We start from the raw sequence: 12,360 nt of genomic DNA, 5'->3' as shown, positions 1-12,360 counted from the left end.
TTCTGGCAGCCCATTCTTGCGGAAGACGCGCGCGACTCCCTTCGTATGTCGCATCAGCCGCTGCCAGGACCTCGACGTAACCCTCATCAGGCCTGATGAGGGCCCCGGTCCCTTTTCCAGTCATGCTGTTGACGGAGATTGGAGTTGGCAGACCGGCCTGACACTGGATCGCTGATAAATAGCACCTTCCCCGCATTTTCTCCCTAGGACTCCACAGTTAGGAGCTTGTTTTGCTCGAACCATGTGCAGAGTTCCTGAGAGAATTCGTCAAGCACCACCTTCTCAAGTGGTGCGCGGTTGCTCCTTTTCTGCGAGGGCTGAAAGGTCTGTTGAAGAAACGATGAAAAAGAGGTAGCTCTGAATATCTGGCTTCCAAACTTCATGGAGAGACTTAATCAGATGCGAAACGTCTGTAAGTCGAATAACTTTCTTTCCGCCTTCTGGTTTTCTGATCAAAAATTCCAATTTCGCCACAGGCTCTGATTCTGTCGAAAGACTGCTTTCGCTGAATGGCTCGAACCTGTTTACTGTGATAAACGCCCGGCCCACGATTTCCCTGTCATCCAGCTGAGCAGAGAAGAAATTCTTCACCTTACCATATGGAATCTCAACACCGACCTTGGAGAACCTATCGTGAAACTCCTTAAACACATCCTTTGGCGCGGCATTCTTGAGCTGCCGCAAGATTGTGTTGAAGAACTGGTCCTCCCGCACTTTGAGGGGGGCTCCGGAAATTCGGACAGTGTGGTAAGTGGTAGCCTGGCTTCACCACCGCCACCGCGAGGTGGCCGACGAGAGGAGCGAGGCAATGAAACGCACGAGACGGAATCATGGCGCCACCTTCAAGGCGCAGGTCGCATTGGCCGCGGTCAAAGGCGACAAGACGCTCGCCGAGTTGGCCGAGCAATTCAGCGTCCACCCCACTCAGATCACCGAATGGAAGCAGCAACTGGTGGGACGGGCGGCGGACGTGTTTGGCGGGACGAAACCGCCGTCGGAGGCACCGGATCTCAAGACGCTTCATGCGAAGATCGGGCAACTGGCGTTGGAGAATGATTTTTTAGAAGGCGCGCTCATCAAGGCGGGCTTGCTGAGCGCAAAGCGATGATCGATCGCACGCATCAATTACCAATCGGGCGGCAATGCCAACTGCTGAAGCTGGCCCGGTCCACGGTCTACTACCAGCCCGTGCCGGTGTCGTCGGAGACGCTGGCCCTGATGCGCCGGGTTGACGAACTGCATCTGCAGTATCCGTTTGCCGGCGCCCGGATGCTCCGGGATGTCCTCCGGGGCGAGGGCCATGGAGTCGGACGGCGCCATGTGGCGACGCTGATGCGGCGCATGGGGATCACGGCAGTCTACCGCAAACCCCGCACCAGTCAACGGCATCCCGCCCACCGGATCTATCCCTATCTGCTGCGCCAGCTCACGATCACGCGTCCGAACCACGTGTGGGCGGCGGATATCACCTACATCCCGATGCAGCGCGGCTTCGTCTATCTCTGTGCGATCATGGACTGGGCCAGTCGCCGGGTGCTGGCGTGGCGGCTGTCCAATACGTTGACGACGGACTTCTGCATGGAGGCGGTGCGGGAGGCCGTCACCCGGTATGGTTGCCCGGAGATCTTCAACACCGATCAAGGCTGTCAGTTCACCAGTCAGGAATTTACCGGGCTTCTGACAGCCCACGGCATTCAGATCAGTATGGATGGAACCGGGCGTTGGCGCGACAATGTGTTCGTCGAACGCTATTGATAAAACTTCCTCTTATACTAAGAAAAGCGACTCGACGAAAGGGAGCTGATTCAGATGAGGAGTTCGAGGGGTTTGAGGGAACATTGAAGCGCAGGTATGTTGCACACCGTTCTCGCGAAAATCAATTGCGACTTGCGAAGATCCGTGAAGCCCTGCGTGAAAACAACGGGAAACTGGTTTGTGAAGTGCCTAAGTGTGGATTCGACTTTGGTAAGCGATATGGAAGGATTGGAATTGGATATGCGCAAGTCCACCATCTACGACCGTTGAGTTCGGTGCCAGCCAAGGGTGTGAAGAGCAAACTTAGCCATTTAGCTATAGTCTGTGCAAATTGTCACGTCATGATCCATCACGGCGGCCAATGCAGGCCACTAAAGAATTTGATTGCTCAATGAGCGCGCTCAAAAAATAAATTGCTTATTTCCCGTCTACACTCCGTCTACACGGAAATCGATCAGGAGGGGAGGGGAAGGCTAAGTGCTTGAATTTTGGTGGGCCGTGTAGGGGTCGAACCTACGGCCCGCTGATTAAGAGTCAGCTGCTCTACCAACTGAGCTAACGGCCCCACCAAGTTCCACAAGGTTGGGGTTAAGGGCAACGAGAGAAACCGGCGTTCCTTTTCCCTTAGCCTCAACCTCAGTCTCGACCTTCTCTCTCGTTTGGCGCGCCTGACAGGATTTGAACCTGTGGCCCCTGGCTCCGGAGGCCAGTGCTCTATCCACTGAGCTACAGGCGCAGCGAGTCGAGCCAAGAACCATATCATACCGTTTATGAGGCTGTCTAGAATGTGGAGGGCGCTTCTTACTCCCATCTGAAATAGGCCGACGGGCGTTCTCTTCATGGGTTATCGAGGCCATTCCGGTCATTGCTGATCGAGGAAACCATAGGGGAGCATGACTTCCTCGCCTTGTTGTGACGGGGCATCCGACTCAACCTTCCGGACCGACAGCAAGGTCGCTTCGAGTTCGGCCAGTCGATGCTCTTCTCGGCGGAACGATGGTGTTAGGCGGACGAGCGGCACGGATGTTTGGACCTCGCAGGCGCTCCGCACCAGCCCGTCTTCGTCCACCGGAATGCCCATGAGGCGACAGGTCAACGGTCGGGCTTTATAGACCTTGCAACTCCCGTCGGGATGGAGCGCCGGACAGGGGAGGGAGCCGAACTGCGCGACGAGGGAATCGATCGCCCGATCATCCCACTGGTCAAGCGAAGGGGATTGCCGCAAGGCGGGAAAGGCCCGTTCCATGGCTGCCACCTGACGGGCCGCCGCCTCGTGTATCGTCCGACGCTCCTCCGCCGGCAAACGGGGGAGCGCCTCTTGCAGCCGATCCACGTCCAATCGCGTGATGGCGAAGGGACCGATACAGCAGCAATGGCAACCTTTCCCGCAGGGGATCGCGCCGGATAGCGAGGCCCGCGCCCGCTGAAACCACAGGTCCGCCTGTCCGGTCAGTCGGATGAGGCCTTCGTGATAGACGGACAATGGACTCTATTCGGCGGTGGGTTCGTAAAACTCCACGACGAGTTCGCCGGACGGTGAATAGAACCCCTGCCCGTCCACCTGGACGATGCCGTCGCAATTCTCCTGATAGAACTGGAGAACCCATCCGTTGAAGTCGTACCCTTCGTCGGTGATGTCGTTTTTCACCATGCGCGTGGTGAGGAGAAACCTGGCCCGGGCGACATATTCGCGGACCAGCTGCGCTTCAACATCGTCGTGGAAGGAAAGCTGGTCCAGAAAGTGAGCCCGCTCCTGTTCCAATGCGTCCTTGTAGGTGCCGCGGTCCCGCAAGCAGAATACTTGAATAGGTTTGCGGTCACGGTTGTACCCGAGCGACACCTGGACCCACGCCCAATCCTCGAGCGCATCGGGCTCCACCTCCGGCAGGATCGGCTGTTGATTGCGGGACTTCAGGAAATCACAGAGCAATTTCAGCGGCGGGGAATTCTCGCGCAGACAGAACACGCGCGTGAAGATATATTCTTCGCCGCTTTTCGGATCGATGGACGACGGTGCCGGAACGACAGGAAGTTCTTTCCCCATGATGGTCTCGTTTCAGTCTTTTTTTGGGTTTTCCTCAATCTCCGATAGCTTCCCTGGAGACAGTCCAAGATATGGTACGGCTATGGTACCCTTGGGCCTCGCCAACCTGCAAGAGCCTCGGACCTTGATGAACCCAGCATCTGGCGCGCCTTAGGACCGTTTTTCTCGTTGACAGGGTGGGAGGTGTTCGATACACTCTCGCCCGGCTCGCAGCGGGACCACTCGGTTCCCTTCCCAACTTGTGACGTTCGAGCCAAACCCGAAGCACGCTCATCCACGTCCACTGAGCTGTTCATCAATCACCTACTCTCTTTCAAGGAGGTTCTCATGGCCAAATCGATGACGAAGTCGCAGATCGCCGATCACCTGGCAAACAAGGCGGGGATTACCAAGAAGACCGCCGTGCAGATCCTGGAGGATCTGTCCGCGCTGGCTTATAAGGAAGCCAAGAACACTTTCGTCCTCCCCGGGATTGGCAAGCTGGTGTTGGCCAACCGAAAGGCGCGCATGGGCCGCAATCCCCAGACCGGCGAACCCATCAAGATTCCGGCCAAGCGCGTGGTCAAGTTCCGGGTGGCCAAGATGGCGAAGGATGCGATTCTCGGCAAAAAGTAACCAGAGCAAGCAAGAGTATGATGGAGTGACGCTGGATTGGATGCGAGAGCGACGAAGGTTCTAGCCGACAGACCGCCGTCCTCATCCTCTTGTTCGTGATTCCGACATCAACGGGCCGACTCACTCATCTTAGATTGAGGAGTCGGCCCGTTGCGTTCCAGGCTGGATGCGGCACGTCGACCGGGCAGGGATCGGCGGTGTGAGCGAGCTGGAGCGAGGGGCTGAGATATCCGGCAAGCCCTTAGTAAAAAGAGGACGGTCCGAGCCCCGTGCCTCCCATGCCGTCGTGTCCCACGAGGCGAACGGCGTCTCCATCGTTGACCAGCGAATCCTCGCTGGCGATCTTTTTGTTCACGGTGACAAGCACTTTCTTCTCGCGCAATAATTGCAGCACGGGGCGCAAGGTCATGCCCTGGCGCTGAATAAGCTGTTTGACGCTGAGCGGGCCGGGGACTTCGCAGGTGAAATCCCGTTCCCCATCCTCGGTTTGCAGTTGTCCCATGAGGGTAATCGTGACCATTGCCTTGACTCCATTGAACAAGCGGATATCCGACGCCAAGCCTGCCGATTGGTCAGGCCGCACCGGAAGGTCGGCGCCCCTGGCGCCATAGGAAACCGTATGCCTCGCCTCGATGTCAACCGCCCAGAGATGGAGGATCTTCAGTTTGTGTTGTTCGTCACGGCGCTCTGCACCTCCGAGTTGCCGACGTTGAACATTCCGGAGGCCTTGCGGCGGGAGATTTTCGACCGCTGTTGGGCGCTGGTACACGAAGGCCCGCCCCCGACCACGCAGCAGGAACGGGTGCTCGATCTGCGATGGGGCACGGAGGTGACGTTGGATGCGCTGGTCGAAACCATTCGCACCATGCTGGCGGAGGCCGGGATCACGACGCTCATCTGGGATCACCCGGCCAGCGAGCCGCGACTGTCCAGTTCGCCCGGGGCACAGCCGTTGATCGATCGCTTGAAGGAATGGGAGCCTCCGCCGCCGGGCCCCAAGCCGTCGAACTCCTAACCTGTCCATGCCGGACTGCTCGGTCGTCCTCTGGCCAGGGGCCTGAGACCCGACGACAGCCGATGAAGGAGCAAACTGTGCGCATCAGTCCGATGTCGTTGCCGGAGGTGCTGCTGATCGAACCGGACCTGTACCGCGACGCCCGTGGCTCGTTTTTCGAAATTCATCGGGCGGACCGGTATGGCGCATTGGGGATCGACGCCGTCTTTGTCCAGGATAATTTTTCCCGTTCACGGCAGGGCGTGCTGCGGGGACTGCATTATCAGTTGGGGCGCCCTCAGGGAAAACTGGTCACGGTCGTCACGGGCCGGGTCTACGATGCCGCGGTCGATATCCGGGTCGGATCACCGACGTTCGGCCAATGGGTCGGCTATGAGTTGTCCGGAGACGATCCTGTACAGTTGTATATTCCGCCCGGCTTCGCCCATGGGTTCTGCGTGTTGAGCGAGACCGCCGATTTTCTGTACAAGTGCACCGATGTCTATTCGCCGCAGGACGAACGCGGCATCCTCTGGAGCGACCCGGATCTGGCCATCCCCTGGCCCGTCTCGAATCCTCAGCTCTCGCCGAAGGATCAAATGTATCGTCCCCTAAAGGAGATGCAGGGGGAACTGCCGCTGTACCGCCCCTCCGCGCAAGAAACGTCAAACGTTAAACGCTAGACAGCAAGCCGGAGCGATGCGCACAAGCGGACCTCGTGGCTCCGATGAGCGTGCCGGTCACGGTTCACGTCTTCCGCCTCGTACAGGGGCTGGCCGCAATTGCCGGTGCTCCGCTGGATCCCTCGGGACCGCCTTGACCTTCCCGACGGTCACATGTTAGGAATCATTCCTAACTATGGCGCTGAACGTGATGCTGGGGGATGAGGAGCTTCGCCGTCGCTTCCGCGCGTGCGGATTGCGGCTGACGCCTCAGCGCGCCGCCATCTATCGCGCGCTGGTCGCGACGACCAGCCATCCGACGGCGGAGACGCTCTATGCGTCGGTCAGGCGGACCTACCCGAACCTGTCGCAGAATACCGTCTATTACACTCTCAGCGCGCTCCGGCGGGCGGGGCTGGTGCAGGAAGTCAACTTTGGACACGATGGGGCGCGATTCGACGGGAACGTCACCCCTCACCACCATCTCATCTGCACTGCCTGTCACCGTATCGAAGATGTCATGGACGAACGGTTGGATCGGCTTTCGCTGGCGGCCCCCGTCACGAAGAGATTTGAGGTCCGCCGCCACCGGGTCGAGTTCTACGGGTTCTGCGAGCGATGCCGCCGCAAGCAACAGGGCACGGGAGGCAGGCGATAATTGCCGTCTCCAGGTTTACGAGAAGAGCAGGGGAGGGCGGAGGGCTCTCGGCGCAGAGGCGAGAGTTCTCAGGAGACGGAGAGCATTCATGACGATCCACACAGAAGGAGGTTCGAGATGGGGAAGAGTTTGAATGGGACCAAGAGCCATGAAAATCTCAAGCACGCCTTTGCCGGCGAATCCCAGGCCAATCGCCGGTATCTCTACTTCGCCCGACGGGCGGATATCGAAGGGTATCCGGACATCGGCGGCCTCTTCCGGGATACCTCGGAGGCGGAAACCGGCCATGCATTCGGGCATTTGGATTTTCTCAAAGAGGTCGGCGATCCCGCGACCGGCGTCCCGATCGGCAACACCGAGGCCAATTTGAAGGCCGCGATCGAGGGAGAGACCTACGAGTACACGCAGATGTATCCGGGCATGGCCAAGACCGCGCGGGAGGAAGGATTTGCCGAGTTGGCCGAATGGTTCGAAACGCTGGCCAAGGCCGAGCGTTCGCATGCAAACCGGTTTACCAAGGGGCTGGAGGGGCTCAACAAGGGTTGAGCGCGGAGGTCGGCGGAGTGGTTCGCCGCCGACCGTCAATTACGGGTGCGACCACGATCATGGCATGAACGGGCCTGGGGCCTTCGGACGACCCCAGGCCCGTTCATGTGAGTGTCGACGATGAAGGGTTTGAGCCTGCTGACGCCGGTTCCGCCGGCTGACCTCAAACGGGAAACGGATCGCATTTTCGAAATCTGCGACGGATGCCGGCGCTGTTTCAACCTGTGTCCGTCGTTCAACACCCTCTTCGATCGGATCGATGCGCAGGAAGGCGACCTGACCAAGCTCCGTTCCGAAGATTACAGCCGGTTGGTGGACGAGTGTTACTACTGCAAGCTCTGCTACAACCACTGTCCCTACACGCCGCCCCATCAGTATGAGATCGACTTCCCGCGGTTGATGATCGCCTGGAAGCAGCAGAAGGCCCGTGAGCAGGGGGCGTCCTGGCGGGATCGTCTCCTGGTCAAGACGGATCTCATCGGGTCAATGGGCAGCCGGTTCGCGAGCTTGGTCAATCGGGTGCTCGGATTGTCATGGGTTCGCAGCCTGCTCGATCAGGCGCTGGGGATTCATCGAGAGCGGCGACTCCTGCCGTTCCAGCGGGAGACGTTCGCGCGTTGGTGGGGACGGCGCCCTCCCGCCAACCAGCCGGCCAAGGCCCACGGGAAGGTGGCGCTCTTCGCCAGTTGTTTGGTGAATTATCAGGCCACGGACGTGGGACGAGCGACGGTCCAGGTGCTGGAGAAAAACGGCTATGAAGTGGTAGTTCCGGAGCAACGTTGTTGCGGCATGCCCTCATTCGACCTCGGGGATGTCGAGGCCATCCGACAGGCCGCGCGTGCGAACCTGCGCTCGCTCCGTCCGTTCGTCGACCAGGGGTATGATGTGGTGGTTCCCGTGCCGAGTTGCAGTCTGATGCTGAAACGGGAGTACCCCTATCTGTTACCGGGCGAGGACGCGGCCAAGGTCGCCGAACGCACGTTCGATGTGTGCGAGTACCTGATGCGGGCCAAACGGGCCGGCCGGTTGGCGACGGACTTCGTGCGAAAACCGGGCCGGGTGGCCTACCAGATTCCCTGCCACCTGCGGGACCAGAACATCGGCTTCAAGTCGAAGGAATTGATGGAAACGGCCGGCGCGCAGGTGGAGGTCATCGAACGTTGCTCCGGACACGACGGCAGTTGGGCGGCCAAGACGGAGTTCTTCGACCTTTCCATGAAGATCGCCAAGAAAGCGATCCGCGAGATCGATCAGGTGCCGGCCGATCTGGTTGCGTCCGATTGCCCGCTCGCAGGGTTGCAGTTGGATCAGGCCGGCAACGGGTTGCAGGCGTTTGCCGGCAAACGGACGCTCCATCCGATTCAGATCGTCCGCGACGCCTACGGGTTGCCGTCATGAAGGCGCTGACCAGGGAGCAGCTCATCCCCTACGAGGAATACGAACGCCAGCGGGAGGCGTTTCGCCGGCGGATTATCCCGCTGAAGGCCCGGCGCCGGCTTTCGATCGGCGACAAGGTCACGCTTCTCTTTGAAAATCGAGACACCCTCCAATTTCAGGTGCAGGAGATGATCCGGGCCGAGCGGATCGTCGATCCCGACAAGGTGCAGGAGGAGCTGGAAGTCTACAATGCGCTGCTGCCCGGACCTGGCGAACTCAGCGCCACGCTCTTCATCGAGGTGACAGAGTCCGCCGACATCAAGCGGGACCTCGATGCGTTTCAAGGCATCGATCGAGGCCGGACGGTTTCGCTGGTGGCAGGCCCGGAGGCCGTCTTCGGCGAATTCGAAGGCGGGCACAGCAAGGAAGACAAGATCAGCGCGGTGCATTTCGTCCGATTTCGTCCAAGTCCCCGATTTATTGAGATCTTGCAGCGAGGAGTGACGCCCGTGTCCATTCGGGTGGACCATTCAGCCTATCGGGCTGAGGCCTTGGCGCCTCGGGAGATGCAACAAGAATGGCTGGCTGATTTGACCGGTGAGTGATCCGGACTTTACCGGTCAGGGTTCCTTCTCAAAAGAAGAGGTAATTTACGGTTGCGGCGTTGACTGAGGGCCGAGCCGGCATTATATACTACCGTAACGGTCCGATCTTATTGATGGATCAAAGGAGGAGCGCGCAATGGTCACCATCACCGATACCGCGGAGAATAAGATTCGGGAACTCATGAAGGAAGAGCCGGATGTGGAGGGCCTGCGCATCTATGTTCGAGGCGGAGGCTGTCACGGCTATCAGTACGGCATGGCCTTCGAATCCAAAATCGGCGAAGACGATACGATCATCGAAAAGGGCGGCATCAAGGTCATTATGGACCCGCAAAGCGCCCCGCTCCTGAACGGAGCGGAGGTGGATTATGTGGACAGCCTGCAGGGGTCCGGGTTTTCGATCAAGAATCCGCAGGCCAAGACGACCTGCGGTTGCGGCAGTTCCTTCAGCGCGTAAGTAAGACCGCCATGGGAGCGGCAGTTCCCGCCCCCATGCCGATCACCCAATCACGCAAGGGCTAGGGTCAGGACGGTTTCCGTCGTGATGTCCTGGCCCTTGTCCGTTTTCAGGACCAGCAGGATTAGGAAGACACCGCCATGTCGGAGGTGCTGTTAACCAAAGGGATCGAGTTTGCCGCGGCGCACCGCTATGTGCGCGAGGAATGGAGCGAGGCCAGAAACCGCGAGGTCTTCGGAGCCTGTTATAACGATCCGGGCCACGGCCATAACTATTTTCTCGAGGTGACGGTGGCCGGAGAAGTCGATCGCCAGACCGGCATGGTCGTGAACCTCTACGATTTGAAAATCGTGCTCAAGCAGGTGCTCGAAGAGTTCGACCATAAGCACCTGAACCTGGACACGCCCTACTTCAAGGACCGCATTCCCACGACCGAGAACATTGCGCGGGTCTTGTGGCGCTGCCTCGAACGTCATCGCAATATCGGCCGGCTGCACAGGGTCAAGCTCATCGAAGATGAGGACCTGGCCGCCGTCGTCCGCGGCTCCCGCGGCCTTGACCGCGCCGCAGTCACGAGACGCTACAGTGTGTTGTGGGAGGCAGGCCGGAGCCGTCGATCAGCCAGGCATGACCCTCGCGCCTATGACTACGACCTCTTCATCACGCTGGAGGGGGCGATCGACGAGGCCACCGGCATGGTCACGGATCTTCGCCGCCTCGACCAACTCGTGCAGGAACAGGCCCTTCCCGGTTTTCGATCTGCTCCGCCATCCATGACCGGCGAGCAACTCGCCCAGCGGGCCTGGCAATTGCTCGCTCCGCACCTGACCGGCGCACGACTCGAACTGGTTCGGTTGGTGGAATCTCGCGACCTGTTCTACGAGTACAGCGGGAACGGACCGGTCTGACGGGTCTGTTCTCCGTTATCCCTCCGCTCGCTTCCGGCCCCTTCCGAACACCTTGATCCCGTTGAGAGTTGGCTCGACTTGGCCGGTCGCCGATCACGCGCGACCGGGCCGGTCCCATTGACGCGAGCGAAGATCACTGGGCGCGATCAGGTGGAGAGGGTCGGGGAGGGTTTTTTGAGACCCAGTTTGCGGATCTTGCTCCGCAGCGTTTCCGGATTCAGACCCAATTGGGCGGCAGCGCCTTGGGGACCGTAGATCCGCCAGCCGGTTCTATTTAAGACGGCGATAATGTGCTCATGCTCAAGCTGGTGCAAGGTCGTTGGTGTCGTCTCCAATACCGGAACCGAGGGGGCCGGCGAGAGAGAGGTTTTCGGGAAGAAGGCCTCGTCGATCTCGACGGTGTCGCCGGTCGAGAGAATAACCGCCCGGTCGATCAGGCTCTGCAATTCGCGGACGTTGCCCGGCCAGCTATATTCCAGCAGCCGTTCCAGCGACTGGCGGCCCAGTTTCAAGTGGCGCCGCTTCAGTTTGGCGGCCGCTTGCGCAAGGAAATGATCCGCCAGCAGCGGTATGTCCTCCCGCCGTTCCCGAAGCGGAGGGATCGAGACCGGGAACACGTGCAGGCGGTAGAAGAGATCCGAGCGAAACGTTCCCTTCTTGATCGCGTCCTGGAGATGGGCGTTGGTGGCCGCCACGATGCGGACGTCGACGGGGACCGACGCGGTGCTCCCGATGCGATCGACCATGCCGTCCTGCAGGACGCGCAGCAGCTTGGCCTGGGCCTCCAGCGGCATTTCCCCGATCTCGTCCAGAAACAGCGTCCCGCCGTTGGCCAGTTCGAAGCGGCCTGGTCGCTGGGCACTGGCGCCGGTAAAGGCGCCTCGCTCATGGCCGAACAGTTCGCTCTCGACCAGCCCGCCGGGCAGGGCGGCGCAGTTCACGCGGATGAACGGTTTGTGATGGCGCGGGCTTCCGTCGTGGACGGCCCTGGCCAGGAGTTCCTTGCCGGTCCCCGTTTCGCCCAGCAACAGGACGGTCGTGGAGGTGGGGGCGACGGCCCGAATGAGATCAAGCACATGGCGGAATGCCGGGGACTGGCCCACCATCGTCCCGAAATTCCGGCTCAGCTTGACCTCTTCCGCCAGATATTCGTTCTGCCGCTTGAGCTGTTCGCTCAGGCGCTTGATCTCTTCGTACGCCCGAACCTGGGCGATCGCGGTGGCGATATGAGTGGCGACCAGTTGGAGAAACTTCACGTCGTCCGGGTCCGGCTCCCCGGTCTGGCGGCTTCCGATGTTCAGCGTGCCGAGACATTCGTCGTGGACGAGGAGCGGGAAATTGATCATGCGTCCGAGCCCTTCCTCCAGATAATACTTGTCCTCCAGGAAGACCTGCTGTTGATGCAGGTTGGGCCGCACATGCACCTGCTTGTGATCGTACACCCAGCCCATGGCGCTCCCCACGCGGGGTACGATCGTATCGGTGCGCAGGGCCGGCGGGGCGTTGGTCACCACGGCGTAAAAACGGAATCCGTCCTGTTGAGGGTCGTACAGGAGGATGCCCGCGCGATCCCAGGGGACGACCCGCTGGATCTGCTTGGTCACGGCCTTCCAGAGTCCCTCCCAATCGCGCTGCAAGTTCAGGACGTTGGTGACTTCGAGAAGGATTTCATAATTCAGTTCGTTTTTGGTCATGTCGGCGTCCTCTGAATCATCGGCATTATCGGGGCCGGAACTTGG

General features: G+C 59.9%; 15 protein-coding genes, 2 tRNA genes and 1 pseudogene. 11 read left to right on the top strand and 7 right to left on the bottom strand.

What is annotated here, in order from left to right; genetic code table 11:
* Positions 1-282: 282 nt before the first annotated feature.
* Entirely contained in the window at positions 283-714 is a 432-nt protein-coding gene (locus tag QWI75_RS19250; protein ID WP_289270840.1) for a hypothetical protein, read from the bottom strand.
* Positions 715-808: 94 nt separating this feature from the next.
* On the opposite strand from QWI75_RS19250, the pseudogene QWI75_RS19245 reads away from it, so the two are divergent.
* Together QWI75_RS19245 and QWI75_RS22945 are read left to right on the top strand one after the other, a co-directional pair.
* Positions 809-1,749, top strand: a pseudogene (locus QWI75_RS19245) (IS3 family transposase); the annotation flags it as partial.
* Positions 1,750-1,940: 191 nt separating this feature from the next.
* Complete coding sequence (locus QWI75_RS22945) at positions 1,941-2,150, top strand: HNH endonuclease (protein WP_370693652.1); 210 nt, start codon at positions 1,941-1,943, stop codon at positions 2,148-2,150.
* A gap of 94 nt (positions 2,151-2,244) precedes the next feature.
* On the opposite strand, the gene QWI75_RS19240 is transcribed toward QWI75_RS22945, so the two are convergent.
* From QWI75_RS19240 to QWI75_RS19225, 4 genes are all read right to left on the bottom strand, one after another.
* Positions 2,245-2,320, bottom strand: a tRNA-Lys gene (locus QWI75_RS19240).
* A gap of 95 nt (positions 2,321-2,415) precedes the next feature.
* Positions 2,416-2,491 (bottom strand) — tRNA-Arg (locus tag QWI75_RS19235).
* Positions 2,492-2,617: 126 nt separating this feature from the next.
* The gene (locus QWI75_RS19230) at positions 2,618-3,238 is read right to left on the bottom strand and encodes a YkgJ family cysteine cluster protein (protein ID WP_289270838.1); all 621 of its coding nucleotides are present in this window, start codon (positions 3,236-3,238) and stop codon (positions 2,618-2,620) included.
* 6 nt (positions 3,239-3,244) lie between these two features.
* A complete protein-coding gene (locus QWI75_RS19225) occupies positions 3,245-3,799 on the bottom strand; it encodes a hypothetical protein (RefSeq protein WP_289270836.1) in 555 nt (184 codons plus the stop codon).
* Between the two features lie 327 nt (positions 3,800-4,126).
* On the opposite strand from QWI75_RS19225, the gene QWI75_RS19220 reads away from it, so the two are divergent.
* Positions 4,127-4,414, top strand: coding sequence for an HU family DNA-binding protein (locus QWI75_RS19220; protein WP_289270834.1), 288 nt, complete (start codon positions 4,127-4,129; stop codon positions 4,412-4,414).
* Positions 4,415-4,655: 241 nt separating this feature from the next.
* Here the strand turns inward: QWI75_RS19220 and QWI75_RS19215 are convergent, their stop codons facing one another.
* The gene (locus QWI75_RS19215) at positions 4,656-4,934 is read right to left on the bottom strand and encodes a MoaD/ThiS family protein (RefSeq protein WP_289270833.1); all 279 of its coding nucleotides are present in this window, start codon (positions 4,932-4,934) and stop codon (positions 4,656-4,658) included.
* A 99-nt stretch (positions 4,935-5,033) separates the two neighbouring features.
* Here QWI75_RS19215 and QWI75_RS19210 point away from each other — a divergent pair, with 99 nt between their 5' ends.
* The 8 genes from QWI75_RS19210 (at position 5,034) to QWI75_RS19175 (ending at position 10,621) form a co-directional block, all read left to right on the top strand.
* Positions 5,034-5,429 (top strand): hypothetical protein, encoded by a 396-nt coding sequence (locus QWI75_RS19210; protein ID WP_289270831.1) that lies wholly within the window; start codon positions 5,034-5,036, stop codon positions 5,427-5,429.
* A 77-nt stretch (positions 5,430-5,506) separates the two neighbouring features.
* Complete coding sequence (gene rfbC, locus QWI75_RS19205; protein WP_289270829.1) at positions 5,507-6,091, top strand: dTDP-4-dehydrorhamnose 3,5-epimerase; 585 nt, start codon at positions 5,507-5,509, stop codon at positions 6,089-6,091.
* A 175-nt stretch (positions 6,092-6,266) separates the two neighbouring features.
* Positions 6,267-6,728: a Fur family transcriptional regulator gene (locus tag QWI75_RS19200; protein ID WP_289270827.1), complete on the top strand. Its 462-nt coding sequence runs from the start codon at positions 6,267-6,269 to the stop codon at positions 6,726-6,728.
* 117 nt (positions 6,729-6,845) lie between these two features.
* Positions 6,846-7,274 carry a rubrerythrin family protein gene (locus QWI75_RS19195; protein WP_289270825.1) on the top strand — a complete coding sequence of 143 codons (429 nt, stop codon included), beginning with the start codon at positions 6,846-6,848 and terminating at the stop codon, positions 7,272-7,274.
* A 120-nt stretch (positions 7,275-7,394) separates the two neighbouring features.
* Positions 7,395-8,672: a heterodisulfide reductase-related iron-sulfur binding cluster gene (locus tag QWI75_RS19190; RefSeq protein ID WP_289270823.1), complete on the top strand. Its 1,278-nt coding sequence runs from the start codon at positions 7,395-7,397 to the stop codon at positions 8,670-8,672.
* Complete coding sequence (locus QWI75_RS19185) at positions 8,669-9,256, top strand: DUF3501 family protein (protein WP_289270821.1); 588 nt, start codon at positions 8,669-8,671, stop codon at positions 9,254-9,256. Before QWI75_RS19190 ends, QWI75_RS19185 begins: the two co-directional genes overlap by 4 nt.
* A gap of 136 nt (positions 9,257-9,392) precedes the next feature.
* Positions 9,393-9,713: an iron-sulfur cluster insertion protein ErpA gene (gene erpA / locus QWI75_RS19180; RefSeq protein ID WP_289270819.1), complete on the top strand. Its 321-nt coding sequence runs from the start codon at positions 9,393-9,395 to the stop codon at positions 9,711-9,713.
* A gap of 140 nt (positions 9,714-9,853) precedes the next feature.
* Positions 9,854-10,621 (top strand): 6-carboxytetrahydropterin synthase, encoded by a 768-nt coding sequence (locus QWI75_RS19175; protein ID WP_289270817.1) that lies wholly within the window; start codon positions 9,854-9,856, stop codon positions 10,619-10,621.
* 146 nt (positions 10,622-10,767) lie between these two features.
* On the opposite strand, the gene QWI75_RS19170 is transcribed toward QWI75_RS19175, so the two are convergent.
* A complete protein-coding gene (locus tag QWI75_RS19170; protein WP_289270815.1) occupies positions 10,768-12,315 on the bottom strand; it encodes a sigma-54-dependent Fis family transcriptional regulator in 1,548 nt (515 codons plus the stop codon).
* Between the last annotated feature and the right edge of the window lie 45 nt (positions 12,316-12,360).

It is taken from the genome of Nitrospira tepida (assembly GCF_947241125.1).
Taxonomy (GTDB): Bacteria; Nitrospirota; Nitrospiria; order Nitrospirales; family Nitrospiraceae; genus Nitrospira_G; species Nitrospira_G tepida.
Note: the sequence above shows the minus strand (reverse complement) of the source record. Positions and strands in the feature narration are given on the sequence as shown.

Coding starts and splice junctions, on each gene's coding strand:
- QWI75_RS19225 (WP_289270836.1), bottom strand. CDS start 3,799: ATGGGGAAAGAACTTCCTGTCGTTCCGGCACCGTCGTCCATCGATCCG.
- QWI75_RS19220 (WP_289270834.1), top strand. CDS start 4,127: ATGGCCAAATCGATGACGAAGTCGCAGATCGCCGATCACCTGGCAAAC.
- QWI75_RS19215 (WP_289270833.1), bottom strand. CDS start 4,934: ATGGTCACGATTACCCTCATGGGACAACTGCAAACCGAGGATGGGGAA.
- QWI75_RS19210 (WP_289270831.1), top strand. CDS start 5,034: ATGCCTCGCCTCGATGTCAACCGCCCAGAGATGGAGGATCTTCAGTTT.
- QWI75_RS19200 (WP_289270827.1), top strand. CDS start 6,267: ATGGCGCTGAACGTGATGCTGGGGGATGAGGAGCTTCGCCGTCGCTTC.
- QWI75_RS19195 (WP_289270825.1), top strand. CDS start 6,846: ATGGGGAAGAGTTTGAATGGGACCAAGAGCCATGAAAATCTCAAGCAC.
- QWI75_RS19190 (WP_289270823.1), top strand. CDS start 7,395: ATGAAGGGTTTGAGCCTGCTGACGCCGGTTCCGCCGGCTGACCTCAAA.
- QWI75_RS19185 (WP_289270821.1), top strand. CDS start 8,669: ATGAAGGCGCTGACCAGGGAGCAGCTCATCCCCTACGAGGAATACGAA.
- erpA (WP_289270819.1), top strand. CDS start 9,393: ATGGTCACCATCACCGATACCGCGGAGAATAAGATTCGGGAACTCATG.
- QWI75_RS19175 (WP_289270817.1), top strand. CDS start 9,854: ATGTCGGAGGTGCTGTTAACCAAAGGGATCGAGTTTGCCGCGGCGCAC.
- QWI75_RS19170 (WP_289270815.1), bottom strand. CDS start 12,315: ATGACCAAAAACGAACTGAATTATGAAATCCTTCTCGAAGTCACCAAC.